The organism is Azospirillum sp. (assembly GCF_035628975.1).
GTDB lineage: Bacteria > Pseudomonadota > Alphaproteobacteria > Azospirillales > Azospirillaceae > Azospirillum.
This window is the reverse complement of sequence record NZ_DASPIS010000098.1, coordinates 144,020-169,673: the sequence shown is the minus strand read 5'-3', so window position 1 is coordinate 169,673 and position 25,654 is coordinate 144,020. Positions and strand designations below refer to the sequence as shown.

Here is a 25,654-nt window from a genome sequence, read left to right as displayed (position 1 = left end):
TGGCGTTCTGCGCGGCGGCGACGGCGTGGGCGGTGGCGATCGTCGTGCTGGGGGCGGAGATCACCGGGTGGGTGCTGGCGTAGCGGGGACTTCCGCAGCCGCCCTCAGTGCTCCGCCCTGGCGTTCTCCAGTGAGCGCACGATGTGCTCGGCCAGCAGCTCGGCGGCCTTCGACAGGGCGCCCGGCGCGCGGTACAGGGCGATCTCCGTGTCGGCGAGGTCTGGCAGGTCGTGTTCGGCGCCCATCATGTGGAAGCCGGCGGCCACCAGCTCCTTGGGCAGGATGGTGATGCCCAGCCCGGCGCGCACCGCCGCCTGCACGCCGGCGAGGCTGGGGCTGGTGTAGGTGATCCGCCAGGGCCGGCCGTGCGCGTCCAGCGCCTCCAGCGCCCGCTTGCGGTAGATGTCCGGGTAGGGCCCCAGCACCAGCGGGATCGGCTCGCCGGGGTGCAGCAGCAGCCGCTCCGACGCCGCCCACACCAGCGGCTCGCGCCATACCTTGGTGCCGCCGGTGCCGCCCTGCGGCTCGCGCTTGCACAGGATTAGGTCGTATTCGCCGCGCGAGAAGCCGTCCAGCAGGTTGGCGGTGAAGTCGCAGTTGACCTGCAGCCCGACCTGCGGGTGGGCGCGCGCGAAGCGCCAGAGCACGTCGGGCAGGTGCGCGGTGGCGAAATCTTCCGGCGTGCCGAGGCGCACGATGCCGTCGACGTCCGGCTCGGTCAGGCGGGCGCAGGTCTCGCCGGCGAGCTGGAGCATGCGCCGCGCCGCGGTCAGCAGGATCTCGCCGCTGGGGGTCAGGCTGAGGGCGCGGCCCTCCCGCTCGAACACCCGCTTGCCCAGGCCGTCCTCCAGCCGCTTGATCTGCAGGCTGATGGTGGACTGCGTGCGCCCCAGCCGCTCGGCGGCGCGGGTGAAGCCGCCGCAGTCGACGATGGTCACGAAGGTGCGCAGAAGATCGAGGTCGAACGGCGGCAGCGGCGTCGGCATGGTCCCTCCCCTGCCCCCACCCTAACCGCGCGCGTCCGATTTGGCGAGAGCGGGGCCTTGAACGCGGCCGTGGCGGGGCCATCTCCACAGTCGTCCTGATCCGGGCCCCTCTGGCAGGCGGGTCGCCGCCTGCGATGTCGGATCTCTTCGAGTGCACGCGCGCCGACGGGCGCACCTGCTTTTGGAGGGTTCGCGTGTTGCGGTCCAACAGCCCCTTCGTCGTGGCCACCGCCGGCGGCATGCTGTCGCTGGTGGGCGACAAGCTGTGGCTTGCGTTCGACTGGCTGATCAAGCCCATGGCCGGCGACCATTACGCCTGGCTGGCCTACACCTTCATCGGCGGGACCTTCCTCGTCGGCATGGGCCTGATGGCGTGGTCCGTCGTGCTGTTCCGCCGCAACGGCCACGCCTTGCAGGAGCTGCGGGCGGAGATCGGCCACCGGCGCCGCCTGATGCAGCGCCGGCGCTACGGCCGCATCGTCGCCGGCTGAGCGCTCAGCCCGCCGTCAGGCGGGCGAGCGTCAGATAGAGCGGAATGCCGAGCAGGATGTTGAACGGGAAGGTGACGCCCAGGCACAGCGGCAGCGACAGCCCCGGGTCGGCGGCGGGCAGCGCGTGCCGCAGGGCGGCCGGCACCGCGATGTAGGAGGCGCTGGCGCACAGGGTGGCCAGCAGCGCGGTCTCCCCCAGCCCGAGGCCGAGCCCCCGCGCCGCCGCCAGCCCGATGACGCAGCCCAGCAGCGGCATGCCGATGCCGAAGGCGAGGATCCGCGCGTTGAGCGTCATGGCCTCGCGCAGCCGCGCCGTGGCCAGATAGCCCATCTCCAGCAGGAAGAGGCTCAGCACGCCGTCCCAGGGCGCCACGAACAGGCCGCTCAGCCGGTCCAGCCCCGGCTTGCCGATCACCAGCCCGACCAGCAGCGCGCCCGCCAGCAGCAGGACCGAGCCGTTGAACGCCGCCTCCCGCACCGCGCCGCGCCAGAGGCCGACGTCCCCTGCCCCTGCCCCTGCCCCCGCTCCCACCACCGCCACGGTGCCGCCGCCCGCGCCTGCGGCGACGCCGACGGTCGCCGCGGCGCCGACCGCGCCGGAGAGCAGCAGCCCGGCCACGATGGCCGGCCCCTCCATGATCGCCAGCGCCGCCACCATGTGGCCGCCGAAGCCGATGCCCTGGCTGTTCAACACCTCGGCGGCGGTCACGAAGGTGACGAGGCTGACCGAGCCGTAGTGCGCCGCCACCGCCGCGGCGTTCACCCGGTCGATCCCGACCGGGCCGCGCAGCAGGGCGAACGCCAGCACCGGCATGGCGAAGCTGAGCAGCGCCGCCGTCATCAGCAGCGGCAGCACCTCGCCCGCCGCGGTGCCGGCCAGCGCGACGCCCCCCTTCAGCCCGATGGCCACCAGGAGGTAGGCGGCGAGCGCCTTGCCGAAGCCCTCGGGAAAGGGAATGCGCGCTCCCGCCAGCGCGATGGCGGCACCCAGGCCGAAGAACAGGATCGGTGGAGAGAGCAGCACGTCGAGCGCCGCCCCGGGCATAGTCGGAATCATCGTCAGGTCCCATGCGAAGGCACGGGCCGGCCGCCCGCCGCGGCGACTATGGAGCGAACGTGTCCGCTGGGGAAATTGATAGATGAAAGGCTTGCCATTGAGATTATCAATGGCAAGCCCGCCGCCACCCATCAGCCCGGGACGATCACCATCCACGTCACGCCGAAGCGGTCGGCGACCATGCCGAAGCGCGGCGAGAAGAAGGTCTTCCCGATGGGCATCACCACCCGGCCGCCGTCGCCGAGCGCGGCGTACACGCGGTCGGCCTCCGCCTCGTCCTTCACGGTCAGCGACAGCCCGAACCCCTGCGTGCCCGACGTGCCGGAGCAGCAGCCGTCCGAGGCGAACAGAACGCTGTCGCCGACCTGGACCTCGGCGTGCATCACCTTGTCCTCGAACCCGGGCGGGATCACCCCCTCCGGAGCCGGGTCCGGCGAGTCCTTGAAGCGCATCATCATGCGCACCTCGGCGCCGAGCGTGCGGGCGTAGAAGTCGAGTGCCTCCTCGCACCGGCCCTCGAAGAACAGATATGGCTGGACGTGCATGGTACCCCTCCCTTATCGTTGACGAGGAAAGTTGATATCAACATATTGTTGGCATGTCAAACGACGACGTTCCGTTCGAGACGACCCTGCTGGTCCGCGACACCTGCCTGTGCCTGCACGTGCAGCGCGCCGCGCGGGTGCTGGCGCGCGCCTTCGACGAGGCGTTCCGGCCGCTCGGCCTGACCAACTGGCAGTTCTCGCTGATGATGGCGCTGAACCGGCCGGAGCCGCCGGGGATCGGCGCCGTCGCCCCGCTGCTCGGCATGGACCGGACGACGCTGACCGCCGCGGTGAAGCCGCTGCAGCGCCGCGGGCTGGTCGCCATCCTCAGCAACCCCAGCGACAAGCGCGGCCGGCTGCTGTCGCTGACGCCGGAGGGCCGGGCGCTCCTGGCGCAGGCCGTGCCGGTCTGGAAGCGCGTCCACGCGGAGATCGAGGGCAGCCTGCCCGAGGGCGGCGACGGGCTGCGCGCCGGCCTCGTCGCGGTGTCGCGGCCGCCGGGGGAATAAGCCTCACAGCGCCCGGTAGGCCGCCCCGACCGCCACCCCCAGCACCAGCGCCAGCAGCGTGCGCTTGGTCGCCAGCATCACCAGCGCCGCCGCGGCGACGGCGATCCACGCGGCGCCGCCCTCCTGCAGCGCCGCCGGCACCACCAGCGCCACCAGCACCGAGCCGGACAGGTAGCGCAGGAACGACTCGACCCGCCGCGACATCGGCACGTGCACCATCAGCCACAGCCCGCCGGCCCGCGTGGCGTAGGTGACCACCGCCATGCCGGCGATGGCAAGCAGGGCGATCTCAGCGTCCGGCATCGCGCAGCACCCCCGCCACCCCGCCGGCCACGCCGCCGACCAGCACGTGCCAGTGCGGCGGCAGCCACCACAGCGCCGCCACCGCCGCTGCCGCCGCGACCAGCCAGGGCAGGTCGTCGCGGCCGTCGCGCCGCATCTCCACCAGGATGCAGGCGAAGAAGGTCACGAAGATCAGGTCGAGCCCGAACGCCTTCAGAGCCGCCGCCGACAGCGTCGCCAGCATCGCCCCGGCCCCGGTCCCGGCGGCCCACGCCGCCCACATGACGAGGCCGCTGCCGATCAGATAGCCGGCGTCGCGCTCGCCCTTCGCGTGCGCCTGCACCGCCTGCGCCCAGTTGGCGTCACTGAGCAGAGTCGCCGCGGCGTAGCGCTGCCACGGCGGCAGGCCGGAGAACCACGGGTACAGCGAGGCGCCGAGCAGCAGGTGCCGCGCGTTCACCGCGAAGGTGGCCACCAGCAGCGGCCCCCAGGGAATCGGTGCGTGCCAGAGGTCGAGCGCCGCGAACTGCGAGCCGCCGGCGAACACCGCCATGCTCATGGCCAGCGCGGTCCAGCCCTCCATGCCGACGCCGCGCGCCGCCACCCCGAAGGTGACGCCGAACAGGAAGGTCGAGGCGGTGATGAACGCCATCTCCCGCGCGCCGCGCATCACGCCCTGCATGCTCAGGCGGACCGTCATTCCGTGACCCTGACTGGTGGAACCGTGCATAATGGGACCACGGGCGAGGCCCGACAAATGAGAGGAACTTGTGATGGGCACAAGTTTTTCTCATCGATGAGAGATCGAAGCGAAGGAGGCGCGGTGTCCCCCGAAGAGTCCCTGTGGCGGTTCTCGCTGGCGGTGTACGGCCGGCCGGGCGTCGACGCCGCGTGCATCGACCTGCAGGACCGGCTGGGCGTCGACGTCAACCTGCTGCTGCTGGCGCTGTGGGCCGGCGCGGTCTGTGGCGCCCGGCTCTCCGGCGCGGAGGCGGAGCGGCTGGCGGCCGAGGCGGCGGCGTGGCACCGCCCGGTGGTGGCGCCGCTGCGCGGCGTGCGCCGGCACCTGAAGGGCATCGACGGGGCCGAGGCGCTGCGGCAGGCGGTCAAGGCGGTCGAGCTGGAATCGGAGCGGTTGGAGCAGGTGCGGCTCTGCCGCGCTTCCGGCCTGCGGCCCGGCACGCCGGACTGGGACGCGGCGGAGGCCAACCTGCGCCGGCTGGTGCCGGACGAACCCGCCGTGGCGCTGCTGCTCGCCGCCGCGAAACACCATCAAGGAGAGTAGAGGAATGGACACCGCCGCCCGGCTGTATCTCGCCCCGGCCGAGTATGTGGACAGCGACGACCCCGCGGTGCAGGCCTTCGCCCGCGACTCGGCCGGCGACGCCGCAACCCCCGTGGAGACAGCGCGCCGGCTCTACACAGCGGTGCGCGACGGCATCCGCTACAACCCGTACGTCGACTACGGCGATCCCGCCACCTACCGGGCCAGCGCGGTGCTGGTGGCCGGCGACGGTTACTGCGTCGGCAAGGCGGCGCTGTATGCGGCGGCGGCGCGTAGCGTCGGGCTGCCGGCCCGGCTGGGCTTCGCCGACGTGCGCAACCATCTGGCGACGCGCCGCCTGCTGGAGGCGGTGGGCACCGACGTCTTCGCCTGGCACGGCTACGTCGAGGTGCTGCTGCAGGGGCGCTGGGTGAAGGTGACGCCGACCTTCAACGCCTCGCTGTGCGCCAAGCTGGGCGTCGAGGCGCTGGAGTTCGACGGTGTGGCCGACGCGCTGCTGCAGCCGACCGACAGCGCCGGGCGCCAGTTCATGGAGTACCTCGCCGACCATGGCCTGTTCCACGACGTGCCGGCGCACTTCCTGATCGGGGAAATGGCCCGCCTGTACCCGAAGCTGTGCGGCGGCACCGGCGGAGACATGGAGCGGGAGGCGGAGACCGAGCGCACCGATCCGCGCGGCGGATGAGACGGTGACGTTGCCGCCGGCCACTTACCGGAACGGCCGGTGACTCTATGGCCGTGCCCGGCCAAGCGCGGCCACCCTATGCGTTTTCCCTCCGTACGGTCTGCCGCCAGGAGGCGCCTAGCCATTCAGGAACGCGCTGCACGTCGCTTTGAGCTGATCCGGGAAATGCCTGGGAATAAACACGTTCGCGCCGCCAAGGCTGACCTCGCGATAGCCTTCCGGCGTCTTCTGCATGTGCCAGTACCCCCGCAGAGCCGACACCCGCCCGAAGAACTCGTCGACAGCCAGCGCCACACCCGGGTGGAACCCAGTCCCGGCGTTCGGATTCGTGATGAGGAAGTCGACGGACTTGTTCTGCTCCGCCACCTCACGCCCGACGTCGGAGATCTGCATTTCGAGGTCGTCTCCACACATGATTCCGCCGTCAACCAGAAGTTCGTCGGCGAGCCTGATATCCCTCAAAACGTCTTCGTAGTAATGGCTTCCGTCAATATAAATGATGTCGAAGTATTTTTCCCTCAAGTGCGGGAGGATGTTCGATGACGCGCCCCTGATGTGATCGACCCGGACTCCGGGGGCGGAAAATTTGATATTATGACAAAACAGATCGTAGGCCAGACCGGTTCTCCCCATGAAGTCCATTGCTTCATAGGATTTTGACTTTCCAATATCGTCCTTGCTGAAATAAGAGGCCCAGGGATCCACACAGACGATCGTTCCCTTGTGCGGACAGAACCTCGCGATCGCTTCTGCCCACGTCAAAGTGCTGAAACCTATCCAGGAACCAATCTCCAGGATGCGGATCGGGCGGTCCCCCGGCGTCGCCAGCCCTACCGTCGCCCCCATCAGGAGATGCCTGATCGGTTCGCCGCCCTGAATGCCGCAGGTCATGCCGCCGAAATAAGGCGCGTCAGGGAACAGAATATTTGAAATGGCTTCTTGCATCATCGGATTTCCTTTTCATGAAGGCTCGGCGGCAGGTCGATGCACCGGATACGGGATTGGCGGAAGACGAACATTCGCTTCATCTCCCGAGCAACGGTCAGAGGCGCCGGACGGCCCGGATGTGCAATCCATGCGAGAGAAGCTTGCTCGACCCGGTGTCCCGCGCGCTCAGTTCGCCCAGGCAATCCAGCAGGCCCCGCAGCGTGCCGATCATGTTGTCGCTCAGCCCCGCGTTGCAGAACCGGGCAGCCATCCCCGGCAGGCGGTGGATTTCCTGCGCCAGGCATTCGAAGAAGTTTCCGTTCTCCTCGATCTCCAGGTCGAACCCCAAATGGGAGAGGTGGGTCGTGTAGAAATGTTCGCTGAACCCGGTGTAGTAGAAGTGCGGCGACTGGTGGGTGAGGCAGGCAAACGGCGCGGTCAGCAGCAGCGTCGCGCCCTGCGACCGCTTCAGGACCCGGCTGATCTCCCGCAGCCCCTGGATCGGGTCCCGCAGATGCTCGAGCACCTCGGTGCAGATGACGGCATCGAATGTCCCGTCGTCCACCGGAATGTCGGTGATGTCCGAGACGATGTCGATCTGGCCGTAGTCCCACGATCCGGATTGCAGGCCCTGGCCGTCGCCCGTTCCCGTGTATTGGCAGAAATCCTGCGATGTGTAATCGAGGTGCGAACAGAACTTTTTGTAGCGGCATGGCCCGGCGCCGATGTCGATGATCTTCTTATTCGCTGGGATCAGGCCAAGCTGCCGCTCAATCCACGCGTCCCTGTTGGCGTCATTCGAAAGTCCAGCGACCATGCGTGCATCTTTTCTGAAAAGAACATGGAGCCAAATACGCTATAGGAGCTCGAAAAGACTGTCAACGTGAGGTCAGTGACCTCGGCTGCACTTCTCTCCATGATCACAGCAATCGACCGGTCAACCGGCCGCCGCGGCACCGACGTCGAATCGCACGAACGGCTGGCCGGTTCCGTCGCGCAGCACATGCACACGGCGGCCGGCCAGAACGTCGTCGCGATATCGCCCCCATACATCATTGTAGAGGGCCAGATAGCGCTGGTTCTTTTCGGAGAACTGGTCCTGCTCCGGATGCGTCCGGCCGAAATTGGCCAGGATCGGCTGGTAAGCGGCCAGGAAGCCGAGGCGGTGGAATTCGAAGTGGACGCGCAGGATGGGGTCGATGCCGTTCAACTCGGGAAAATCGCCGCTCTCCCCGATCAGGGCGCGGAAGACGTTGAGTCGCATGCAGTAGTTGAGCTCGGGCAGATACGCGTGACTGAGCCCGTGCGTGAGCCAGAGCGACGCCATCTGCTCCCGTTGCGGCGCGCTGGCGAGCACGCTTCCCGGATAGGTGACGCCGCCCAGTGTGCCGTCCTCGCTCATCGCCGCGCTGGCGCCGAAGACCAGCGACACCTGCGGCTCCCGATCGAGAAGGGCCGCGACGCTGCTGAACCAGTTCCGCGACAGGTATCCGTCGGTCGAGGTGGTGAACATGATGTAGCGGCCGCGCGCGGCGGCCGTCGCGCGCAGGATCCCCTCCGGCCGCGACCGGTCGCTGCCGGGAAGCAGCCGGATGAACGGGTATTTCGCGATGACGTCGAGGGAGTTGTCGGTCGACCCGCCGTCGGCGACGATGAACTCGAAATCGTCGAACTTCTGGCCGAGGACGGACAGGATGGAGTCCTCGATGTACGCGCCGTGATCCTTGTTGAGGCAGATGACCGAAATCGCAGGCTGTTCCGGCGGCGGCCCGGCGCGATTGAAAACGAACCCCGCGTCAGCCGCAATTCCCGTCATCGCCGCACTCTCCCATCCACGTGCTCTGTCATTCTTTTCGGGTACAGCCTACTAAGATCGCCTTAACCGCGGGCCTTACCAGCCGGGCAGCCAGCCGTCCGCCAGGGGTTCGGTCCGCCGCTTGATGAGATGGAAGCAGCCGCATCCGTAGAACTGCGCATCGGCCTCCGCAACCGACGCCTGGGCGAGAAACGCCCCCTGGTCGGTCAGCAGCGCGAAGTCCTCCAGGGAGAAGTTCCGGCCGAACGCCTCCATGACATGGCGGTACGAATAGATGCGGTGGGCGTTGTAGACGATGCGCGGACTCCCGACGGGCACCACGAACAGCAGCGATCCGTCGGGCGCGACGACCCGGGCGAGTTCCGCCATGGCCTTGGCATCGCCGTCATAGTCGATGGCGTCGCCGTAGCGGCCGAGCCCGATGTGCTCCACGACGTGCATGCACGATACGGACGGCAGGGAGTGGCTTTCGAACGGCAGGTTCGTCAGGTCGGCGCGTCCGGGCTCCACCCCCGCCATCGCGAACGAGGACGGCTGGTATTCCATATAGCGGAACGGAACCATCGCCGAAGCGATCGCGACGAAATAGATGGACGACGCAAAGTCGACGTGCTCGGCCGGCGCGATCACGCCGAGGCGCCGCGCCGCCCAGGCGGTGTGATAGACGTAGTGCGCGTCGAACTCCGGCGGGCGCACGTCGTCCTCCAGCAGCGGAAAGACCCGCGTCTCGTTCAGGTCGAACCGCGGCGCGGTGGCGGAGTGCTGCCGGCACAGAAGGTCGAAGTTGGCTTGGAAGGTTGCCTGATCCATGTCCCTGCCCCTGGCCGCGAGGGCTCATTGACACCGAAACGCCGACCACGGTCAAGCGAGCCCGCAGCCGCGGCACGGTTCAAATCCTGTTTCTTCGACGGCGTGCATGGGTTAGCTTCGATCGACATCGGCGATGTCTTTCCAAGGCGAAATGATGGTCATCAGCGACATAATTGGCGGCCTGGGCAACCAGATGTTCATGTACGCCGCCGCACGCCGCGTGTCGCTGATGCAAGGCGTCAAGCTCAAGCTCAACACCACGCACTTTCAATCATCCTACGGATGGCGGCGGTATGGCTTGAACAATCTGTCCATCGTTGAAGACATCGCGGGAATCGAAGACCTCACCACCGTCCTTTACCAGGGGCATATTTACAGCGAGCCCGGCCCGTTCTCCTTCGATCCCAAGCTCGACCGGGTGGCCGTTCCGGTGTACATGCGGGGCTATTTCCAGAGCTTCCGCTATCTCGAAGGCGTCGAGGACTCCATCCGCTCGGAATTCCAGGTCCGCACGCCGCCGGCCGGCCAGAACGCCCAGTTGCTGGAGATGATCCGCGGCAGCAATTCGGTCGCGGTGCACATCCGCCGCGGCGACTACGTCACCGATCCCGGGGTGGCAAGGATGCATGGCGCGCTTCCGCTCGATTATTATCTCTGGGCGCTGCGGCTGATCGTCCACCGGGCCGGCGCCGCCACCCTGTTCGTGTTCTCGGACGACATCTACTGGGCGCAGGCCAACCTCGCCACCGGCCTGCCGACGGTCTTCGTCGGCCACAACGGCCCGGACCAGGACTACGAGGACCTGCGGCTGATGAGCGCCTGCAAGCACTTCGTGATCGCCAACAGCAGCTTCAGCTGGTGGGCCGCCTGGCTGGGGACGCACGAGGGCAAGATCGTGTGTGCGCCGGCGCGCTGGATGGCGTCGAACCCGGACACCAGCGACCTGATCCCGGAGAGCTGGACGCGGATCGCGCTGTAGCGGTGCCCGTGTTGCGGACGTCGGGCACCGATGCTACAGATCACCCGACGCGGCGGGGTATCGGATAATGTCGGCTAACCAGCTCCTTGTCAGGGCGGTGAACGCGCTCCAGGCCGGCCAGATCGGCGAGGCGGAAACCCTGTACAGGAACGTTCTCGCCTTGCGGAAGAACGACTCCATCGCGCTCCATCATTTGGGATTGATCGCCTATTGGAAGGGGCAACTTGCCGAGGCGGCGGACCTGATCGGCAAATCCCTGACGATCCAGCCGAAGGTCCCGGAGGCCCACAACAATCTCGGCAACGTCCTGAAGGACCTGGGACGGCTCGGCGAGGCGGAGGCGCAGTACCGCCACGCCATCCGGCAGCGGCCGGACAATCCGGAGGCCCGCAGCAACCTCGGCCTCGTCCTCGTCGCGCTCGGTCGCCTGGAAGAGGCGGAAACCCTCTTCCGCGACGCCGTCCGGCAACGCCCCGACTACCCGGAGGCCCTGTACAACCTCGCCAACCTGCTCACCCAGCGGGGGCGGTTCACCGAGGCGGCGGAGAGCTACCGGCAGGCGCTCGCCCAGCGCGCGGTGTTCCCGGAGGCGCTGAACAACCTGGGCAACCTGCTGAAGAACCAGGGAGCCCTGGCGGAGGCCGAAGCCTGCTACCTGCAGGCGGTGCAGCAGCGTCCCGGCTTCGCGGACGCCTACAACAACCTGGGCATCGCGCTGGAACGGCAGGGGAAATACGCCGAGGCCGTGGCGGCGTTCACGCAGGCGCTGAACGCCAACCCGGACTACGCCGACGCCTATTGCGGCCTGGGATACGTCCATCAGGCCGCCGGCCGGCCGGAGGACGCCTTGGCCTGCTTCGCGCAGGCGGTCCGCCGCAAGCCCCTGTTCGGCGAGGCGCTGAGCGGCCTGATCTTCCAGCAGCAGCGTCTGTGCCACTGGCCGGGCCTGCCGGAAAACGAGCGGCGGATGCGCGAGATCGTCCGCGCCGGCACCGGGCGGGCCTCGCCCTTCGCGTTCCTCACCCAGGATTCGACGGCGGAGGAGCAACTGGCCTGCGCGCGGCTGTGGGCGGCGCCGATGACGCTGCCGCCCGCCGAACGGCTGCCCGAGCGCCAGCCGCGGGACGGGGGACGCATCCGCATCGGTTACCTGTCCGCCGACTTCCACGATCACGCCACCGCCTACCTGATGGCCGAGCTGTTCGAGCGGCACGACCGCGCGCGCTTCGAGATCCGCGGCTATTCCTACGGCCCCGACAGCCAGGGCCCGATGCGACGGCGGCTGGTCGCCGCCTTCGACCACTTCGCCGACGTGCGCGCGCTGTCCAACCTCGAGGCCGCCCGGCTGATCCACCGGGACGAGGTGGACATCCTGGTCGACCTCAAAGGCTACACGAAGGACGCGCGCAGCGAGATCCTCGCCTACCGGCCGGCGCCGGTCCAGGTCAACTTCCTGGGCTTCCCCGGCACCATGGGCGCGGAGTTCGTCGATTACCTGATCGCCGACCCGTTCATCGCCCCCATGGACCGACAGGCCCACTACAGCGAGCGGCTGGTGCACCTGCCCGAGGTCTACCAGCCGAACGACACCAAGCGCGCCATCGCCGGGCACACGCCCGACCGCGCGGCGTGCGGCCTGCCGGACGAGGGCTTCGTCTTCTGCAGCTTCAACGGCCTGTACAAGATCACACCGACGGTGTTCGCGGTCTGGATGCGCCTGCTGTCGGCGGTGCCGGGCAGCGTTCTGTGGCTGCTCGACAGCAATTCCACCGCCAGGGAGAACCTGCGCCGCGAGGCCGCCGCCGCAGGGATCGATCCGGCGCGGCTGGTCTTCTCGCCCGCGATGCCGCTGGCCGAACACCTCGCCCGCCACCGGCATGCCGACCTGTTCATCGACACCCTGCCGGTCAACGCGCACACCACCGCCTCGGACGCGCTGTGGGCCGGGCTGCCGGTGCTGACCTGTGCCGGGGAAACCTTCGTCAGCCGCGTCGCCGGCAGCCTGGTGCGGGCCGCCGGCCTGCCGGAACTGGTCGTGTCGTCGCTGGAGGAATACGAGGCGACGGCGCTGCGTCTGGCCCGCAACCCCTCGGACTTGGCGGCGCTGCGCGAGCGGCTGGCCCGCAACCGCCTGTCCTCGCCGCTGTTCGACATCGCCCGCTTCACCGCCCATCTGGAGGACGCCTTCGCCGGCATGTGGGACATCCGGCGGGCCGGGGAGACGCCGCGCGCCTTCATCGTGCCGCCACGCCCGGCCGCGGAGCTTCCCCCCCAACCGACCGCACAGCCGGCGCCGGCCGGGATCGCGTACGAGCGCTGCCCGCTGTGCGCCGCCACCGACATTCCCGCCGTGCTGAAGGCGGCCGCACCGTCGGTGCCGCAGGGCATCGTGTGGTGCCGCTGCGGCGCCTGCGACCACCTGTTCACGCAGGTGCACCCGTCGCCGGACACCGCCGCGGCCCCGGCCGGCGCAGAGCCGGCGGTCGGCCGCAACATCGAGGCGGCGCGGCCGGTCGCCGGGCGCACGGTGGAGCGCGTCGCCCGCCTGGTGCCGGGCGGCGACTGGCTGGACGTCGATTTCGGCGACGCCGGCCTCCTGCTCACCGCCGCCGAGTGGGGCTACCGCCCCTGCGGCGTGTCGCGCGACGCCGCCGCGGTGCAGGCGCTGCGCGATCTCGGCGGCGAGGCTTGGTACGGCGGGCCGGAACAGATCACCGACGGCGCCGGCCGCTTCGGCGTGGTCAGCCTGATCGGCGTCCTGGAGCGCGCCCCCTTCCCCGCCGCCCTGCTCGCCGACCTGCGGCGCCTGCTCCGGCCGGGCGGCGTGCTGGTCGTGCAGACGCCGAACCGGGATGCGCCGGCCTGGACCCTGGCGGACCGCCGGGGCGACAACACGTGCTGGGGCGACGCCGCGGTCCGTCACGCGTTCACCCGCGCGCACCTGTGCGCGTTGCTGGAGAAGCACGGCTTCGCGCCGGCCGGCTACGCCGTGGGCGAAGCGTGCCGGTTCGGCATGGAGGTCATCGCCGTCCGCGGCGATGGGCCGTGACACACACCGTCGGAGGCAGGATGCTCGAACAGGCCGCGATCTACCAGATCAACCTCGACCGCCGGGTCGACCGCTGGGAGCAGTGCCTCGCCAACCACGCCGCCATGGGGTTTGCCGACCTCGGCGTGCAGCGCGTGCCCGCCGTCCTCGAGAAGGGATTCGGCGCGCTGGGCTGCACCAAGTCGCACGTGAAGTGCTTCTCCCGCTTCCTGACCGAGGACACCCGCGATTACTGCATGGTCCTGGAGGACGACTTCGACTTCAACATCACCGCCGGCGAGCTGGACCGGCAGCTGCGTCAGGTCGCGGAGTGGGGGATCGATTGGGACGTCCTGCTGCTGGCGTCCTCGAAGATCAACGCGTTCGGCACGCCGCACCGCGAACTCGGCCGCGTCTTCGAATCGCTGACCACGGCCGGCTACATCGTCCGGCGGCGCTACGTGCCGAAGCTGATGAACTGTTTCGTCGAATCGCTGATGTCGCTGGAACGCTACCGCGAGCACACGCCGCGGGAGCTGATCATCACCCGCTTCGCCTGCGACGTCCTGTGGCAGAGACTGCAGCACATCGACAACTGGTTCATCCTGCTGCCGGTCGTCGGCGGCCAGCGGGCGTCCTATTCGGAGGTCGAGGACCGGTTCGTCGATTACAGCAACGAGCCGGTGTAGCCGTCACGGCCGCACCGCCGGCGTTTCCAGCGGCATGCCGCGCGCCCGCGCCATCAGGTAGGCCTCCAGCGCCACCAGCTCGGCCGAGCCGTACGCGTAGGGCTCCGCCCGCACCGCGCCCTGGCAGTTGCGCAGCCGCCGCTGCAGCGATCCCATCCCCTGCCATTCCAGCCGGTAGAGCGGATAGCCGGTCGGGTGCGCCTGCGGGATCGGGTTGCCGGCCAGCCGCTTGCCCGCATTCTCGTCGTGGCATTGGCTGCAGGCGAGGTCCAGCTGCCCCTGGCGCTGCCGGAACAGCCGCTCGCCCTCGGCGCGGACGGCGTCCAGGCGCGGGTCGGGATCGGGCGCCGCCGGCAACCCGCGCGACTGGTGCGCCACCACGGCGGTGAGCGCCAGCAATTCCTGGGTCTCGTAGGCCAGAGGTGCTGCGCCCTGGTGCTTCGTCCGGCAGCGGTTGATGCGCTGCTCCAGGGACAGCGGGGCGTCGTCGAACACCGGGTAGCGCGCCGCCACGCCGCGCATACCGTCCACCGCCCCGTGGCAGTCCGCGCAGGATCGTCCGTCCTCGGCGCGGGTCCACAGCGCCTCGCCGTCGCGCACCCACAGCATGCCGGGGTTGGCGGTATCGTCGCGCTGCATGGCCTGGGTGTCCGGCCCCATGTAGTCGAAGCCGGAGCGGCGGTCGTCCGCCGCGGCGGGGAGTGCCATCAGCGCCAACGCCAGCGCCAGCCGCCTCATGTCACGGTGATCCGCGCCGTCTCGGTGTGGGTGGCGCCGTGGTCGTCGGTCCAGTGGAAGGCCAGCGCGCCGCTCTCCGTCGCCACCGCGGTGAAGCTGAGGAAGGGATTGGCGGCGAGGGCCGGGAACAGCTCGGCGCGGAACACCTCCTCGCCGTTGTAGGTGCAGACGAAGGTGTGGATGATGTCGCGCGGGCGCAGCCGGCCCGACTCGTCCGGGCGGAAGCCGGTCTCCATGGGATGGGAGACCAGCGTCTTGATCTCGAACACCGTGCCGCGGGGAACGGACTGGGGCACGTTGATCATGGCGCGCGGCATGGGTCAGCCCTCCAGGCAGGCGGCCAGCGTCACGATCACCTCGGCGCTGGCCGACCAGAACGTCCCGTCACTGAGTTCGGCGACGGCGACGATGGTCTGCGAATCCGCCAGCCGCATGCGCGTCGACACCACCGCCCGGCCGGAGCGCGGGGTGAGGTGGAAGACGGCGACGTTCGGCTGCGGGTTCTTCTCGTTGAACACGGCGATGCGGCGCACGAAGGAGTCCGGCGTCATCGGGCTGTCCACCGCCACGGTCAGCGGCGCGGAGTTGCCGTTCTCCACCAGCGCCGGCAGGTCGAGCGTCACGCGGCCGGGTTGCGCTTTAGCGGCGCCCCCGGCGAAGGCGCGGATCGCCTCGGCCATCGCCTGCGGCGTGGCGTGCGCCGGGCGCACCAGCAGCAGCGCGGTGCCGGCGGCGAGCAGGGAACGGCGGGTCAGCTCGGTCATCCTCGTCCTCAATCGCGCAGGGTGGCCAGGAACGCCACCACGTCCTCGATCTCCGCGGCGCTCAGCACCGGCTTGCCCTGGAACGCCGGGGCGACGCGGGTCAGTCCCTCCACCTTGAAATAGGACGGCATGATCGTATCGGGAGTGAGCCGGCGCGCATCGACGATGCGCAGCCGCAGTTGCCCCTCGCTCAGCCGCGCCCCGGCGCCGGACAGGTCGGGGGCGAGGTCGCCTTGGAAGCGTTCCTCCGGGAACGGCCCGGAATGGCAGAGCAGGCACAGCCCGCGCCGCCGGTCGGCGACGATGGCCCGCCCGCGCGCCGGGTCGCCCCGGACGCCGGTCAGCGGGTCGGGAATCGTGTCCTGGGCGAAGGTCGTCGTCGGCACGGCAAACGACAGCATCAGCAACAAGGCCACGAGAGCCCCTGAATGCACGAACTTGGACGCGAAAACACAGAGGCACAGAGACACAGAGGACCACAGAGAAAAATAAATCTCTGTGTCTCTGTGCCTCTGTGTTTCACCCCCACCGTATCGAGGATTTCCCCTCCGCCCGGTGAGGCTAGGAGCCGAATACGGCGCTCGTGACGGTGCGGAACCAGGCTTCGGCATAGGCGGCTTCCTGGGCACGGACGGAGCGGGCGGCGTCGGGCGGGCTGGTGCCGCCGGCGCCTTCGATATCGACGAGGCGGCCGTCGGCGGCGCGGTACACCCCGGCGACCGAGATGCCGTAGTCCGGCGCCACCAGACTGTAGCAGGTGTTGATGAGCTTCGGCGGGTCCGGCGCCGCACCACGCAGCAGGGCGGCCACGGCGGCGGCACACACCTTGGCCTGGGCGTTGGCGGCGAAGGCGGACTTCGGCATGGCGCCGGCGATGGCGGCGTCGCCGATGACGTGCACGCCCGGGCGCAGGCGCGATTCGAAGGTGACCGGGTCAATGGGGCACCAGCCGCTCCGGTCGGCCGCTCCGGCCGCCGCGGCGATGGCGCCGGCCCGCTGCGGCGGGATCACGGTGGCGACGTCGGCCGTGACGCGCTGGAAGTCGGTGACCAGCGCGTTCCCCTCCACCGCCGTCACCTTGCCGCCGGCCGACAGCGGCACCCATTCCAGCAGGCCGGGGTACAGCTCGGCCCACGCCTGCTGGAACAGCTTCTGCTTTGAGAACGAGTCCTTGGCGTCGAGCACCAGCAGCTTGGAGCGCGGCTTGTGCGTCTTCAGGTAATGCGCGATCAGGCTGGCGCGCTCGTAGGGGCCGGGCGGGCAGCGGTAGGGGTTGGCCGGCACGCTCATCACCACCGTGCCGCCGTCCGGCAGGGCGCGCAGCCGGTCCCGCAGAAGCACGGTCTGCGGACCGGCCTTCCAGGCGTGCGGCATGCGTTCCGCCGCCTGTTCGTCGTATCCGGGCAGCGCGCCGAACACGATGTCGATGCCGGGCGCCAGCACCAGCCGGTCGAACGGCAGCCGCCCGCCGCCGGCCAGCGCCACCGCACCGGTCTCGACGCCGACGGCGCGGTCTGGCACCAGCGCCACGCCCTCGCGTGTCAGGCCGTCGTAGCCGAAGGTCTGCCCCTCCATGTCGCGCAGGCCGGCGACGACGGCGTTGCTGAACGGGCAGGCGGTGTAGGCCGGGCTTGGCTCGACCAGCGTGACGGCGATCCCGGCGCGGTGCAGCGCGCGGGCGCAGGTCGCCCCGCCGAAGCCGCCGCCGACCACCACGACGCGCGGCTTCGCCTGGGCAAAGGCCGGCAGCGGCAGCGCCGCGGCGCCCAGCAGGGCCAGGACGGCCCGCCTACTGGGCACGGGCCACCCAGGCGGCGACGGCGCGGATCTCCTCATCCGTGAAGCCCTTGGCGATGCGGTCCATGACGGTGGCCGGGCGCGCGCCGGCGCGGAAGGCCAGCATGGCGGCGGCGATATCCTCCGCCGGCTTCCCGGCCAGCGGCGGCGGCGCGCCGGCGGCCTGGGCCGCCGGATGGCAGCCGGCGCACCCCTCCGCCCCCGGCGGGGCCGCCGCCGCGCCCGCCGACAGGACGGCGAGCACGGCGGCCGGCACCAGCCTACGCATGGCGCAGGTCGGCGTTCTTCAGCGGGACCGAGCGGATGCGCTTGCCGGTCGCCGCGAAGATGGCGTTCAGCACCGCGGGCGCGGCGACCGCGATGGTCGGCTCGCCCACCCCGCCCCAGAAGCCGCCGGACGGCATGACGATGGTCTCCACCGCCGGCATCTCGTTCATGCGCAGCGGCGGGTAGCTGTCGAAGTTCTCCTGCTCCATGCGCCCGTTCTTCAGCGTGCACTCGCCGTGCAGGCAGGCCGACAGGCCATAGGCGAAGGAGCCCTCGACCTGCGCCGCGATCTGCTGCGGGTTGACGGCGTGGCCGGGGTCGGTGGCGGCGACGATGCGGTGGATCTTCAGCTGGCCGTCCTTGCTGACCGACACCTCGGCCACCGCGGCGACGTAGCTGCCGAAGCCCATGTGCTGCGCGATGCCGCGGAACACGCCGGCCGGCGCCGGGGTGCTCCAGCCGGCCTTCTCCGCCACCGCGTTCAGCACGGCGAGGTGCTTCGGGTGGTTCGCCATCAGCTTGCGGCGGAACTCCAGCGGGTCCTGGCCGGCGGCGTGCGCCAGCTCGTCCATGAAGCACTCGACGTAGATGGCGTTCTGATTGTGGTTGACGCCGCGCCAGAAGCCCGGCGGCACCGGCGGGTTGCGCATGGCGTGGTCGATCAGCAGGTTCGGCACGCCGTAGCCGAAGGTTCCGTCGCCGCTCGGCAGCAGGCCCTGGAAGGTCGCCATGTCCTTCCCGTTCTGCAGGTTCTGCGGGAAGATGCCGGCGACGATGGACTGGCCGGAGATGCGCATGTGCAGCCCGACCAGATTGCCCTGGGCGTCCAGGGCGCCGGTCATCTTCGCCTGGGTGACCGGGTGGAACCGGCCGTGCAGCATGTCCTCCTCGCGGCTCCAGATCAGCTTGACCGGGGTGCCGGGCATCGCCTTGGCGATGGCCACCGCCTGCCGCACCCAGTCGTGCACCGCGCCGCGCCGGCCGAAGCCGCCGCCCAGGTGGACCTTGTGCACCTCGCACTGGGTGGCCGGAAGGCCCGCGGCCTCCGATGCCGCGGCCAGCGCCGCCTCGCCGTTCTGGGTGGGCGTCCACACCTCGCAGCGGTCGCCGGTGAACAGGGCGACGGCGTTCATCGGCTCCATGGTCGCGTGGTTCTGGTGCGGGTAGGCGTAGGTCGCCTCCACCACCCTGGCCGCGCCCTTGATGGCGGCGGCCGCGTCGCCGGCCTGATTGCCGACGAACGCCTCCTTGGCGTCGAGGCCGGCGCGCAGCGTCTCCGCCACATCGGCGCTGGAGAGTTTCGCGTTCGGCCCCTCGTCCCACTCGATGGGCAGGGCGTCGAGCGCGGTCTTGGCCCGCCACCACGTGTCGGCGACCACGGCGACCGCGGTCTCGCCGACCGGGACGACCTTCTTCACGCCCGGCATGGCCTGAACGGCCGCGGCGTTGAAGCTCTTCACCTTGCCGCCGAAGACCGGGCAGTCGCGGATGGCGGCGTTCAGCATGCCGGGCATGGTGAGGTCGATGCCGTAGACCTGCTTGCCGTTCAGCTTCTCGGCGGTGTCCAGCCGCTTCAGCGGCTTGCCGGCGACGGTCCAGTCCTTGGGGTCCTTCAGCGGCACCTCGGCCGGCGGGGTCAGCCGCGCCGCCGCGTCGGCGACCGCGCCGTAGGTGGTGGTGCGGCCGGTGGGCGTGTGGGTGACGACGCCCTTCGACACCGTGCATTCCGTGGCCGGCACGGCCCAGCCGTCGGCCGCCGCCTGCACCAGCATGACGCGTGCGGTGGCGCCGCCCTTGCGGACGTAGTCGTGCGACTCGCGGATGCCGCGGCTGCCGCCGGTGGAGAAGTTGCCCCACACCCGCTTGCGGGCGAGGTTCTGGCCCGGTGTCGGGTATTCGGTCGTGACGCGCACCCAGTCGCACTCCAACTCCTCGGCGACGAGCTGGGCAAGGCCGGTCAGCGTGCCCTGCCCCATCTCGGACCGGGCGATGCGGATCACCACCGTCTCGTCGGGTTTGACGACCACCCAGGCGTTGACCTCCGCCGGGCCGGACGCCGCCTCGGCGAAGGGAATGTGGAATCCGAAGGTGAAGCCGCCGGTCGCGGCGGCGGAGCCCGCCAGGAAGGCGCGGCGCGAAACCTGTACGTTCATCGTGTCCCTCCCCGGCATCAGGTGCGGCTGGCGTCGCCACCGCCGTCGGCGGCAAGCTTGATGGCGGCGCGCACCCGGTTGTAGGTGCCGCAGCGGCAGATGTTGGTGACCTCGCGATCGATGTCGGCGTCGCTCGGCTTCGGCGTCTTCTGAAGCAGCGCCGCGGCCGACATGATCATGCCCGACTGGCAGTAGCCGCACTGCGGCACGTCGAGCGCCGCCCACGCCTTCTGCACGGGGTGGGAGGAATCGGCGGACAGCCCCTCGATGGTGACGATCTTCTGCTCCGGCTTGAGCGCCGAGAGCGTCACCGCGCACGCACGCACGGGCGTGCCGTCGATGTGCACGGTGCAGGCGCCGCACTGGCCGACGCCGCAGCCGTACTTGGTGCCGGTCAGCCCGGCCTGTTCCCGGATCACCCACAGCAGCGGGGTGTCCGGTTCCGCGTCGACGTCGCGCACCGTTCCGTTGATGGTGAGCCGGACCATCGCTCTTCCTCCCTGGCTGGGACATCTTGTCGCTTGGGGGCACCCCGCGCCTGCCGAGCAAGGTGGTTCGACCAGAGGTGGCGCCAAGCGATTATGCGCTTTTGGAGATGCCTCGGCCGGGCACCGCCGTCCGCACGAGGGTCCCTACCCCCAAATGCGTACTTTCCTCCGTCCGCGGCATCGGCAAGACTTCCTGGACACGAGCCTCAGTTTTCGTTCGCCGTTTTCTTTTGCGGCGCCACGCATGATGACGCACCGCAACAACAAGGAGCGGGGAGAAGCCATGCTGTCTCTGCGCGATCTGGTCGATTTCGCCGCCTGTTCAGGGGAAGACGGGCGCGCCGTGCTCAAATCGCTTGGCCTCACCGACGAGGATTTGCGGCGCCAGACGGTGCTTGTGTCCACGCGGCATCCGCTGCGTCCGGCGCGCACCCCGGCCAACCCGACGCCGATGTGGCGGCAGTAGCGCGGGCCTTCCCGCCCGCCGGAATCCGGAAGCAGCCTGGACGGCCGATCCACCCGGCACACCGAGTCGCACGCGCCCCCCCGCCCGGTCGCCGTACCGGAGGCGCGCTCGGAGGGATATGCCGCGCCCTCCCGCCCGTCGACAGCGGGGCCGGCAGCCGCGACAAAGCACCGCGCATGCCGGCAATCCCATCGGGAAACCAGCACACGCCCGGCACTCGAATCCGACACACGGACAAGCCCTTCAACCCCGTTTCAAAAGGCGCGAGGCCCCCGCCCGCGCCACGCTCGCGCTGGGAAAATGTTGGAGGTCGGTCGGTTTGGCCTTGCGTACTAATATATTAATATGCTATCCCAAAATCAGAGACACAGGCTGACCGCCGCGGGCCGTCACCGGCCGCACACTCCCGACCGCCAGACCGACAGACAAGAGGGTTTCCGATGAAGATCGCCGTCCGCCACGCGTCCCACCCGGACCACGTCCGCGGCTTCGACACGCAGACGCTGCGCGACCACTTCCTTGTCGAATCGCTGTTCCAGGCGGACGACATCGTCCTCACCTACAGCCACATCGAGCGCTTCGTCGTCGGCGGCGCCATGCCCGTCGCCGGCCCGCTCACCCTCGAGGCGCCGAAGGAGATCGGCTCCCCCACCTTCCTCGCGCGGCGCGAGCTGGGCGTGGTCAACGTCGGCGGCCCCGGCCGCGTCACCGTGGACGGCGCCGTCTACGAGCTCGACACCCGCGATTGCCTGTACGTCGCCCAGGGCAGCGTCGACGTCCGCTTCGAGAGCCTCGACCGCAAGACGCCGGCCAAGTTCTACCTGAACAGCACGCCGGCCCACGCGCGCTACGAGACCATGAAGATCTCGATCGCCGACGCCAAGCAGCGCCACCTCGGCGATCCCTCCACCTCCAACGAGCGCACCATCTTCCAGATGATCCACCCGGACGTCTGCAAGACCGCGCAGCTCGTGCTCGGCCTGACCATGCTCAAGCCGAACAACATGTGGAACAGCATGCCGCCGCACACGCACGACCGGCGCAACGAGGTCTACTTCTACTTCGACCTGCCGGAGAGCGCGCGCGTCTTCCACATGATGGGCCAGCCGCAGGAAACCCGCCACATCGTCGTTGAGAACGAGCAGGCGGTGATCTCGCCGCCGTGGTCGATCCACTGCGGCGTCGGCACGCACAACTACACCTTCATCTGGGCCATGGGCGGCGACAACCAGACGTTCGACGACATGGACCAGGTTCCCCTGGTCACCATGCGCTGACCGGGGAGGCGGAACGATGAGCAACCTCTTCGACCTTTCGGGCAAGGTGGCGATGGTCACCGGCGCCAACACCGGCATCGGCCAGGGCATCGCCCTGGCCCTGGCCCAGGCCGGCGCCGACATCGCCGCCGTCGACGTCGTCTCGCTGGACGAGACCAAGGGCCTCGTCGAGGCCGCCGGCCGCAAGTTCCACGCGATCCACGCCGACCTGACCAGCATCGCCCCGGTCCAGGGGCTGGTTGAGGAGACGGTCGGCACCCTCGGCCAACTGGACATCCTGGTCAACAATGCCGGCCTGATCCGTCGTGCCGACGCGGTGGACTTCACCGAGGCCGACTGGGACCTGGTGATGAACATCAACATCAAGACGGTGTTCTTCCTCTGCCAGGCCTTCGGCCGCTATGCGATCAACAACGGGCGCAAGGGCAAGATCGTCAACATCGCGTCCATGCTGTCCTTCCAGGGCGGCATCCGCGTGCCCTCCTACACCGCGTCGAAGAGCGGCGTCGCCGGCATCACCAAGCTGCTGGCCTGCGAATGGGCGGGCAAGGGCATCAATGTGAACGCCATCGCGCCGGGCTACGTCGCCACCAACAACACCGCCGCCCTGCGCGCCGACGAGAAGCGGAACGCCGAGATCCTCGGCCGCATCCCGGCCGGCCGCTGGAGCGTGCCGTCCGACATCGGCGGCCCGGCGGTGTTCCTGGCCTCCGACGCGGCCGACTACATCCACGGCACCATCCTGCCGGTCGACGGCGGCTGGCTGGCGCGCTGAGCGCCGGGGGACTACGGTTCCAGCCTTCTGCACGGCCTGCATTCCGGGGGTTCCCCGGTATGCGGGCCGTCCGCTTTTCCGGGGTCGTTTCCTTTACGGGCTGGGTGCGGAGATCTCGACCGGCATGCGGACGAGATCGCGATTCCAGGTGATCCTGCACCCGGTCAGGTTCAGCCGCGTCATGTAGAGGTAGGCGGTCCCGCCGACATCCTCGAAATTGCGGCTCTTGCTGACGGGGTCGAGAAGGGCGGGGTAGTCGAAGGCCGCGGCATCGCCGCAGCCGTAGCGGAACAGCAGGGGTGCCGCCCACAGCAGCTGCGGTTTCGACCAGGTGAGCAGGTCAGGCGAGGTCGTGGTCCAAATGCCGGTCTGTCCGTTACGGGTCATCGCCAGCGTGGCGATGAATTGGCCGCTCGCCCGATGGCGGACGACGCTGCGGACGGTGCCTTGCAGTGTGCCGGGCGCCACCGGGGCGCAGAGATGGGCTTCCGGCGCATCGCTGGTCTGTCCGTCGCGGACGAAGCGGACCGCGAAGGACTTTCCATCCCAGCCGCGCCAGGATTGCGGATCGGCGAGGTTGTCGGTCCGCATCAGGCAGGCGCCGCGCTTCTGCGCGCCGAACCGTTCGGCCCATAGGAAGGCGTACCAGTGGTCGCCATGGCGGACGATGTTGCTGGGGGCGAAGTAGCCGGTGCGTTTGCCGGCGTCGCCGCTGTAGGCATAGGGCAGCGTCGCGACGGTGTGGCCGGGCGGAGCGGCGCTCAGCCGGAAGCTCGCCCCGCCGTCGGTGGAGACCGCCGCGGTGATGCTGTTGCGCCAGCAGCGCATGTATTCGCCGGATGGGCAGAGCGCCCGCCGCTTCTGGGCATGGAACTCGTTGCTGACCAGCGCGAACACCGTGCTGCCCTCCAGCGTGTAGAAGGACGAAATCCAGCTGCGGTCGTCGTGCAGGCGCGGGTCGTCCTGCCCATGGCCCTCGAAGATGACGGCGCAGTTGGGGCGCACGTCATCCAGCGACGCGCCGGTGAGGGCCCGCGCGGTGGAGTGCGAGGCGATCAGATGCACGGTGCCGCCGGAATCGCGAAAGGCGCGCGCCGGGGTGTCCGGCGCGTCGCTCTTCGCACAGGCGTCACGCTGCCAGGAGGTGACCGTTTCCGGCTCCCCGGCTTTCCTTACCGTCAGCGTTTGCGCTTCCGCTGTCCCTGATATCAAGGCAAGGCCCAGCGACAGCGCGAGCGCTGCGGTCCGGCGGCGCATGGCCGGGGTCACTTGCCGGCGGCGATGGACTTCAGGAAGGGGGCCGGCTGCAGCCGGTTGGCGACCAGGAAGTCCAGGTAGCGGGTGGCCGACTCCGCACGGTGGCGGTCGTAGGCGTCGGGATCGAAGCTGATCAGCGACTTCAGGCGCGTACGGGTCAGCGGCGCCGTCAGGTCGGCGGCATCGACATAGGGAACGCCGGTGTTCTCGCACAGCTCGCGCGTGCGGGAGTCGATGGTCACCGTCAGGCCCATCCGTTCCGCCTGGATCGCCAGGGCGACGCCGTGATAGCGGCAGCCGATGGTCAGGTCCTGCTGGCGCAGGGTATCCATCCAGGCCGGCACGTCATAGTAGGAGCGCATGTAGTTCCGGCACCAGGCCTTGAACTCCTCGAAGGAGTAGTGCGGCACGGTGTGGCGGTGGATTTCCTTCAGCGCATGCGCGTCGATGCCGTCGAACAGGCCGCGGGAGGCCTTGATCATCTCGCCCATCGATTGGACGATGTACTGGCCCGGCGCGATGGGGTCCATCATCAGGGCGATCAGCTGGTGTTCGATCTCCCGCGTCTTGACCCAGGCCTGATGGCCGCCGGCCACCGTGATCGAGCGCGGCAGGTCGAGAGCCGACCAGTTCGCGTGGATCTTGCGGCCCAGCCCCGGGGCCTGGTTCAGGAAATGCGACGGGCAGCCGCCCGGCAGGGAGCCGGTGATGCCGAGCTTGTCCAGCTGCGCCGTGGTGTAGGCGCCGCGGGTGTAGATGTTGGGGGAGGTCGCGGAGGACGGGTTCGACGCCGCGATCACCTGGGCCCAGCGCAGCGTGCCGGGGCTGAGTTCGATGTCGTGGTCATAGCTGTTCGCCTGGGCGCCGAGGCCGATGGCGACAATCGGCAGGCCGGACTTTTCCAGATTCTCCGCCATCTGCCCGTAATCGGTGTGGCGGCCAAGCTGGTTGGCGCAGGGGATGACGATGATGTCGGCGTTGTTCCGCAGCGTGTCGGCCGAGGATCCCCAGCTGAAATGCTTCACCGGATTGGTGATGTGGCTGCAGATCGAATGCACGAAGGCGAGGTTGCCGTTGTTGTGCCCGATGCCGTTGTACAGGTCGTCGAATGCGGCGTTCGAATACAGGCCGAGATTCGGCGTCTTCCACAGCACCGCGACGCGCAGAGGCTGGGACGACGCACGGCCGGAGCCTTGTCCGGAAGTGTGCGGCCGGTCGACAGGAGTATCGATGACGATGTCTTCAAGCATGTCGGCTCTAGCCTCGGGTCGGTGGATGCTGGAAACGAACCGACGGTATGCGCAGAAGAGGTACGACTGCAAGTGACATCCGAAAAATAACACAAAGAGGAAATTCGCAGACTATGCTTTGATTTTCTTTGCAAAGTAGGGTGATCGCGGGCTCTTGGCCGACCGGCAGCAAGATATCCTGTGATAATTCATGGAAGCGTATCGAAATTCGAACGAAGTTCCTCCAGGGATCATGAGAGGCGTCGCGCCAGAGCGATGGGCTTGAAACCGGCAATGCGCCGTCCTATTTCAGCCGAGGTTCCCGCCAATCCAGATGCAGGACCAAGCGTAAGC

29 protein-coding genes are annotated in these 25,654 nt (G+C 69.2%); 10 read left to right on the top strand and 19 right to left on the bottom strand.

Translation table 11 applies throughout. From position 1 onward, the window contains the following. Positions 1 to 104: 104 nt before the first annotated feature. Positions 105 to 986: a LysR substrate-binding domain-containing protein gene (locus VD964_RS22070; protein ID WP_324870647.1), complete on the bottom strand. Its 882-nt coding sequence runs from the start codon at positions 984 to 986 to the stop codon at positions 105 to 107. 194 nt (positions 987 to 1,180) lie between these two features. On the opposite strand from VD964_RS22070, the gene VD964_RS22065 reads away from it, so the two are divergent. Continuing rightward, positions 1,181 to 1,477, top strand: a complete 297-nt coding sequence (locus VD964_RS22065; RefSeq protein WP_324870646.1) for a hypothetical protein — start codon at positions 1,181 to 1,183, stop codon at positions 1,475 to 1,477. A 4-nt stretch (positions 1,478 to 1,481) separates the two neighbouring features. Here the strand turns inward: VD964_RS22065 and VD964_RS22060 are convergent, their stop codons facing one another. Beyond that, positions 1,482 to 2,534, bottom strand: a complete 1,053-nt coding sequence (locus VD964_RS22060) for a sodium-dependent bicarbonate transport family permease (protein WP_324870645.1) — start codon at positions 2,532 to 2,534, stop codon at positions 1,482 to 1,484. A 131-nt stretch (positions 2,535 to 2,665) separates the two neighbouring features. Continuing rightward, entirely contained in the window at positions 2,666 to 3,079 is a 414-nt protein-coding gene (locus tag VD964_RS22055) for a VOC family protein (RefSeq protein ID WP_324870644.1), read from the bottom strand. A 53-nt stretch (positions 3,080 to 3,132) separates the two neighbouring features. On the opposite strand from VD964_RS22055, the gene VD964_RS22050 reads away from it, so the two are divergent. Then, positions 3,133 to 3,588, top strand: a complete 456-nt coding sequence (locus VD964_RS22050) for a MarR family winged helix-turn-helix transcriptional regulator (protein ID WP_324870643.1) — start codon at positions 3,133 to 3,135, stop codon at positions 3,586 to 3,588. Positions 3,589 to 3,591: 3 nt separating this feature from the next. Here VD964_RS22050 and VD964_RS22045 read toward each other — a convergent pair whose 3' ends face one another. Both VD964_RS22045 and VD964_RS22040 read right to left on the bottom strand, forming a co-directional pair. After that, positions 3,592 to 3,891 (bottom strand): AzlD domain-containing protein, encoded by a 300-nt coding sequence (locus VD964_RS22045; RefSeq protein WP_324870642.1) that lies wholly within the window; start codon positions 3,889 to 3,891, stop codon positions 3,592 to 3,594. Then, positions 3,878 to 4,570 (bottom strand): AzlC family ABC transporter permease, encoded by a 693-nt coding sequence (locus tag VD964_RS22040; RefSeq protein WP_324870641.1) that lies wholly within the window; start codon positions 4,568 to 4,570, stop codon positions 3,878 to 3,880. The genes VD964_RS22045 and VD964_RS22040 overlap by 14 nt, the downstream gene beginning before the upstream one ends. A gap of 123 nt (positions 4,571 to 4,693) precedes the next feature. On the opposite strand from VD964_RS22040, the gene VD964_RS22035 reads away from it, so the two are divergent. Both VD964_RS22035 and VD964_RS22030 read left to right on the top strand, forming a co-directional pair. Further along, on the top strand, positions 4,694 to 5,155 hold the full coding sequence (locus VD964_RS22035) for a TIGR02444 family protein (RefSeq protein ID WP_324870640.1): 462 nt from the start codon (positions 4,694 to 4,696) through the stop codon (positions 5,153 to 5,155). Positions 5,156 to 5,159: 4 nt separating this feature from the next. Then, positions 5,160 to 5,840: a transglutaminase family protein gene (locus VD964_RS22030; RefSeq protein ID WP_324870639.1), complete on the top strand. Its 681-nt coding sequence runs from the start codon at positions 5,160 to 5,162 to the stop codon at positions 5,838 to 5,840. A gap of 117 nt (positions 5,841 to 5,957) precedes the next feature. On the opposite strand, the gene VD964_RS22025 is transcribed toward VD964_RS22030, so the two are convergent. The 4 genes from VD964_RS22025 to VD964_RS22010 form a co-directional block, all read right to left on the bottom strand. Further along, complete coding sequence (locus tag VD964_RS22025) at positions 5,958 to 6,788, bottom strand: class I SAM-dependent methyltransferase (RefSeq protein WP_324870638.1); 831 nt, start codon at positions 6,786 to 6,788, stop codon at positions 5,958 to 5,960. A 94-nt stretch (positions 6,789 to 6,882) separates the two neighbouring features. Next, a complete protein-coding gene (locus VD964_RS22020) occupies positions 6,883 to 7,584 on the bottom strand; it encodes a class I SAM-dependent methyltransferase (protein ID WP_324870637.1) in 702 nt (233 codons plus the stop codon). 120 nt (positions 7,585 to 7,704) lie between these two features. Further along, a complete protein-coding gene (locus tag VD964_RS22015; protein ID WP_324870636.1) occupies positions 7,705 to 8,583 on the bottom strand; it encodes a glycosyltransferase in 879 nt (292 codons plus the stop codon). 75 nt (positions 8,584 to 8,658) lie between these two features. After that, positions 8,659 to 9,393 (bottom strand): class I SAM-dependent methyltransferase, encoded by a 735-nt coding sequence (locus VD964_RS22010; RefSeq protein WP_324870635.1) that lies wholly within the window; start codon positions 9,391 to 9,393, stop codon positions 8,659 to 8,661. Between the two features lie 151 nt (positions 9,394 to 9,544). Here VD964_RS22010 and VD964_RS22005 point away from each other — a divergent pair, with 151 nt between their 5' ends. The 3 genes from VD964_RS22005 (at position 9,545) to VD964_RS21995 (ending at position 14,089) form a co-directional block, all read left to right on the top strand. Next, positions 9,545 to 10,372: an alpha-1,2-fucosyltransferase gene (locus tag VD964_RS22005; protein WP_324870634.1), complete on the top strand. Its 828-nt coding sequence runs from the start codon at positions 9,545 to 9,547 to the stop codon at positions 10,370 to 10,372. A 67-nt stretch (positions 10,373 to 10,439) separates the two neighbouring features. Next, entirely contained in the window at positions 10,440 to 13,421 is a 2,982-nt protein-coding gene (locus VD964_RS22000; RefSeq protein WP_324870633.1) for a tetratricopeptide repeat protein, read from the top strand. 20 nt (positions 13,422 to 13,441) lie between these two features. Next, on the top strand, positions 13,442 to 14,089 hold the full coding sequence (locus VD964_RS21995; RefSeq protein ID WP_324870632.1) for a glycosyltransferase family 25 protein: 648 nt from the start codon (positions 13,442 to 13,444) through the stop codon (positions 14,087 to 14,089). A gap of 3 nt (positions 14,090 to 14,092) precedes the next feature. Here VD964_RS21995 and soxA read toward each other — a convergent pair whose 3' ends face one another. From soxA to VD964_RS21955, 8 genes are all read right to left on the bottom strand, one after another. After that, positions 14,093 to 14,827 carry a sulfur oxidation c-type cytochrome SoxA gene (soxA, locus tag VD964_RS21990; RefSeq protein ID WP_324870631.1) on the bottom strand — a complete coding sequence of 245 codons (735 nt, stop codon included), beginning with the start codon at positions 14,825 to 14,827 and terminating at the stop codon, positions 14,093 to 14,095. Further along, positions 14,824 to 15,144, bottom strand: coding sequence for a thiosulfate oxidation carrier complex protein SoxZ (gene soxZ / locus VD964_RS21985; RefSeq protein WP_324870630.1), 321 nt, complete (start codon positions 15,142 to 15,144; stop codon positions 14,824 to 14,826). The genes soxA and soxZ overlap by 4 nt, the downstream gene beginning before the upstream one ends. A 3-nt stretch (positions 15,145 to 15,147) precedes the next feature. Then, positions 15,148 to 15,591, bottom strand: a complete 444-nt coding sequence (locus tag VD964_RS21980; RefSeq protein WP_324870629.1) for a SoxY-related AACIE arm protein — start codon at positions 15,589 to 15,591, stop codon at positions 15,148 to 15,150. An 8-nt stretch (positions 15,592 to 15,599) separates the two neighbouring features. After that, positions 15,600 to 16,007, bottom strand: a complete 408-nt coding sequence (gene soxX, locus VD964_RS21975) for a sulfur oxidation c-type cytochrome SoxX (RefSeq protein ID WP_324870628.1) — start codon at positions 16,005 to 16,007, stop codon at positions 15,600 to 15,602. A 145-nt stretch (positions 16,008 to 16,152) separates the two neighbouring features. Then, positions 16,153 to 17,391, bottom strand: a complete 1,239-nt coding sequence (locus VD964_RS21970; RefSeq protein WP_324870627.1) for an NAD(P)/FAD-dependent oxidoreductase — start codon at positions 17,389 to 17,391, stop codon at positions 16,153 to 16,155. Further along, on the bottom strand, positions 17,381 to 17,656 hold the full coding sequence (locus VD964_RS21965; protein ID WP_324870626.1) for a c-type cytochrome: 276 nt from the start codon (positions 17,654 to 17,656) through the stop codon (positions 17,381 to 17,383). The genes VD964_RS21970 and VD964_RS21965 overlap by 11 nt, the downstream gene beginning before the upstream one ends. Further along, positions 17,649 to 19,808, bottom strand: a complete 2,160-nt coding sequence (locus VD964_RS21960) for a xanthine dehydrogenase family protein molybdopterin-binding subunit (RefSeq protein WP_324870625.1) — start codon at positions 19,806 to 19,808, stop codon at positions 17,649 to 17,651. The genes VD964_RS21965 and VD964_RS21960 overlap by 8 nt, the downstream gene beginning before the upstream one ends. 17 nt (positions 19,809 to 19,825) lie before the next feature. Beyond that, the gene (locus tag VD964_RS21955; RefSeq protein ID WP_324870624.1) at positions 19,826 to 20,296 is read right to left on the bottom strand and encodes a (2Fe-2S)-binding protein; all 471 of its coding nucleotides are present in this window, start codon (positions 20,294 to 20,296) and stop codon (positions 19,826 to 19,828) included. A 154-nt stretch (positions 20,297 to 20,450) separates the two neighbouring features. Here VD964_RS21955 and VD964_RS21950 point away from each other — a divergent pair, with 154 nt between their 5' ends. The 3 genes from VD964_RS21950 (at position 20,451) to kduD (ending at position 22,814) form a co-directional block, all read left to right on the top strand. After that, positions 20,451 to 20,762, top strand: coding sequence for a hypothetical protein (locus VD964_RS21950; RefSeq protein ID WP_324870623.1), 312 nt, complete (start codon positions 20,451 to 20,453; stop codon positions 20,760 to 20,762). 440 nt (positions 20,763 to 21,202) lie between these two features. Then, positions 21,203 to 22,039, top strand: coding sequence for a 5-dehydro-4-deoxy-D-glucuronate isomerase (kduI, locus tag VD964_RS21945; RefSeq protein ID WP_324870622.1), 837 nt, complete (start codon positions 21,203 to 21,205; stop codon positions 22,037 to 22,039). 16 nt (positions 22,040 to 22,055) lie between these two features. Next, positions 22,056 to 22,814: a 2-dehydro-3-deoxy-D-gluconate 5-dehydrogenase KduD gene (kduD, locus tag VD964_RS21940; RefSeq protein WP_324870621.1), complete on the top strand. Its 759-nt coding sequence runs from the start codon at positions 22,056 to 22,058 to the stop codon at positions 22,812 to 22,814. A 93-nt stretch (positions 22,815 to 22,907) separates the two neighbouring features. Here kduD and VD964_RS21935 read toward each other — a convergent pair whose 3' ends face one another. Then, positions 22,908 to 24,071, bottom strand: coding sequence for a hypothetical protein (locus tag VD964_RS21935; protein ID WP_324870620.1), 1,164 nt, complete (start codon positions 24,069 to 24,071; stop codon positions 22,908 to 22,910). Between the two features lie 8 nt (positions 24,072 to 24,079). Next, complete coding sequence (locus VD964_RS21930) at positions 24,080 to 25,321, bottom strand: polysaccharide pyruvyl transferase family protein (RefSeq protein ID WP_324870619.1); 1,242 nt, start codon at positions 25,319 to 25,321, stop codon at positions 24,080 to 24,082. Positions 25,322 to 25,654: the final 333 nt, after the last annotated feature.

Excerpts from the sequence above, each read along its gene's own strand:
- VD964_RS21995 (WP_324870632.1), top strand. The coding sequence starts at position 13,442 with ATGCTCGAACAGGCCGCGATCTACCAGATCAACCTCGACCGCCGGGTC.
- VD964_RS21935 (WP_324870620.1), bottom strand. The coding sequence starts at position 24,071 with ATGCGCCGCCGGACCGCAGCGCTCGCGCTGTCGCTGGGCCTTGCCTTG.
- VD964_RS22025 (WP_324870638.1), bottom strand. The coding sequence starts at position 6,788 with ATGATGCAAGAAGCCATTTCAAATATTCTGTTCCCTGACGCGCCTTAT.
- VD964_RS22045 (WP_324870642.1), bottom strand. The coding sequence starts at position 3,891 with ATGCCGGACGCTGAGATCGCCCTGCTTGCCATCGCCGGCATGGCGGTG.
- VD964_RS22070 (WP_324870647.1), bottom strand. The coding sequence starts at position 986 with ATGCCGACGCCGCTGCCGCCGTTCGACCTCGATCTTCTGCGCACCTTC.
- VD964_RS22040 (WP_324870641.1), bottom strand. The coding sequence starts at position 4,570 with ATGACGGTCCGCCTGAGCATGCAGGGCGTGATGCGCGGCGCGCGGGAG.
- soxA (WP_324870631.1), bottom strand. The coding sequence starts at position 14,827 with ATGAGGCGGCTGGCGCTGGCGTTGGCGCTGATGGCACTCCCCGCCGCG.
- VD964_RS22000 (WP_324870633.1), top strand. The coding sequence starts at position 10,440 with ATGTCGGCTAACCAGCTCCTTGTCAGGGCGGTGAACGCGCTCCAGGCC.
- VD964_RS22060 (WP_324870645.1), bottom strand. The coding sequence starts at position 2,534 with ATGATTCCGACTATGCCCGGGGCGGCGCTCGACGTGCTGCTCTCTCCA.
- VD964_RS22055 (WP_324870644.1), bottom strand. The coding sequence starts at position 3,079 with ATGCACGTCCAGCCATATCTGTTCTTCGAGGGCCGGTGCGAGGAGGCA.
- VD964_RS22020 (WP_324870637.1), bottom strand. The coding sequence starts at position 7,584 with ATGGTCGCTGGACTTTCGAATGACGCCAACAGGGACGCGTGGATTGAG.
- VD964_RS21950 (WP_324870623.1), top strand. The coding sequence starts at position 20,451 with ATGCGTACTTTCCTCCGTCCGCGGCATCGGCAAGACTTCCTGGACACG.
- VD964_RS21955 (WP_324870624.1), bottom strand. The coding sequence starts at position 20,296 with ATGGTCCGGCTCACCATCAACGGAACGGTGCGCGACGTCGACGCGGAA.
- soxZ (WP_324870630.1), bottom strand. The coding sequence starts at position 15,144 with ATGCCGCGCGCCATGATCAACGTGCCCCAGTCCGTTCCCCGCGGCACG.
- VD964_RS21965 (WP_324870626.1), bottom strand. The coding sequence starts at position 17,656 with ATGCGTAGGCTGGTGCCGGCCGCCGTGCTCGCCGTCCTGTCGGCGGGC.
- VD964_RS21960 (WP_324870625.1), bottom strand. The coding sequence starts at position 19,808 with ATGAACGTACAGGTTTCGCGCCGCGCCTTCCTGGCGGGCTCCGCCGCC.
- kduD (WP_324870621.1), top strand. The coding sequence starts at position 22,056 with ATGAGCAACCTCTTCGACCTTTCGGGCAAGGTGGCGATGGTCACCGGC.
- VD964_RS21980 (WP_324870629.1), bottom strand. The coding sequence starts at position 15,591 with ATGACCGAGCTGACCCGCCGTTCCCTGCTCGCCGCCGGCACCGCGCTG.
- VD964_RS22010 (WP_324870635.1), bottom strand. The coding sequence starts at position 9,393 with ATGGATCAGGCAACCTTCCAAGCCAACTTCGACCTTCTGTGCCGGCAG.
- VD964_RS22030 (WP_324870639.1), top strand. The coding sequence starts at position 5,160 with ATGGACACCGCCGCCCGGCTGTATCTCGCCCCGGCCGAGTATGTGGAC.
- VD964_RS21930 (WP_324870619.1), bottom strand. The coding sequence starts at position 25,321 with ATGCTTGAAGACATCGTCATCGATACTCCTGTCGACCGGCCGCACACT.
- VD964_RS22005 (WP_324870634.1), top strand. The coding sequence starts at position 9,545 with ATGATGGTCATCAGCGACATAATTGGCGGCCTGGGCAACCAGATGTTC.
- kduI (WP_324870622.1), top strand. The coding sequence starts at position 21,203 with ATGAAGATCGCCGTCCGCCACGCGTCCCACCCGGACCACGTCCGCGGC.
- VD964_RS22050 (WP_324870643.1), top strand. The coding sequence starts at position 3,133 with ATGTCAAACGACGACGTTCCGTTCGAGACGACCCTGCTGGTCCGCGAC.
- VD964_RS22015 (WP_324870636.1), bottom strand. The coding sequence starts at position 8,583 with ATGACGGGAATTGCGGCTGACGCGGGGTTCGTTTTCAATCGCGCCGGG.